1 protein-coding gene is annotated in these 1,035 nt (G+C 67.4%); it reads right to left on the reverse strand.

Translation table 11 applies throughout. The features are described from left to right. Positions 1 to 8: 8 nt before the first annotated feature. Positions 9 to 848, reverse strand: coding sequence for an IS5 family transposase (locus Aau02nite_RS45855; protein WP_212995000.1), 840 nt, complete (start codon positions 846 to 848; stop codon positions 9 to 11). Between the last annotated feature and the right edge of the window lie 187 nt (positions 849 to 1,035).

Consider the following 1,035-nt stretch of genomic DNA (forward strand, 5'->3'; position numbering starts at 1 on the left):
TAAGGGTTTCAGGTGTGCTGGTGGCGGGCCAATCGGCGGGTCATGACGATGATCATGGCCCACTGGACCATCGCGGCGTGGTGTTCGGGGAGGCGTTCGTAGTCACGGACGGTGCGCCGGCAGCGGTTGATCCAGGAGAATGTCCGCTCGACGGCCCACCGGCGGTGCAGGACGACGAAGGTGCTCTGTCCGGCCAGTTTCGCGACGATCTTCAGGGTGAGTGTGAGTTGGTTGCTGGCCCAGCCGACGAGTTGGCCGGCGTAGCCGGAGTCGGCCCAGACCAGCCGGACGCCCGGGAAGCAGGCGTGCAGCGCCCAGAGCAGCGGTTTCGCGGCGTCGCGGTCCTGGACGCCGGCGCCGGTGACCAGCACGGCGAGCAGTAGGCCGCAGGTGTCGACGGCGATGTGGCGTTTGCGTCCGTTCACTTTCTTGCCCGCGTCGTAGCCGCGGCTGCAACGGCCGACGGTCTCGGCGCCGCGCAGCGACTGGGAGTCGACCAGCGCCGCCGTCGGCTGCGCGTCGCGGGCTTCGACCTGCTGGCGGACCTGTTCGCGCAGGTGGTTGTGGATGCGGGTCAGGGTGCCGTCGGCGGTCCAGGTCTTGAAGTAGTGGTAGACCAATTTGTGGTGCGGGAAGTCGGCGGGCAGCGCGTCCCACTGGCAACTGGTCCGGTCGAGGTAACGGATCGCGTCGACGATGTCGCGGCGCGGGTAGACGATCGGGCGACCGCGTCCGGTCCCGGCGGGCACGTGCGGGGCGAGGATCGCCCACTCGGCGTCGCTGGTATCGGACGGGTAATGCCGTGGCCGGGCGGTGGGCAGATGGTCGATGAGGGTGGCCGGGGTCATCGATGCGGCGGTCCCAGCGACAAGGTATACAGACAGGGTTGGGCCTTCGGAGTTCGAGCTTCTGGCTAGTCACCTCTGCTCGTACCGAAGGCCCTTCCTCATGTCACGCCACCACGCCAGGCGTGAGCACGATCATCGATCTACATCTCAGCTGCCGGCCATCCGAACCCCTTATTTACCAGGGTCT

Origin of the sequence: Actinoplanes auranticolor, assembly GCF_018332655.1 — a bacterium.
Classification (GTDB): Bacteria; Actinomycetota; Actinomycetes; order Mycobacteriales; family Micromonosporaceae; genus Actinoplanes; species Actinoplanes auranticolor.

Excerpts from the sequence above, each read along its gene's own strand:
- Aau02nite_RS45855 (WP_212995000.1), bottom strand. The coding sequence starts at position 848 with ATGACCCCGGCCACCCTCATCGACCATCTGCCCACCGCCCGGCCACGG.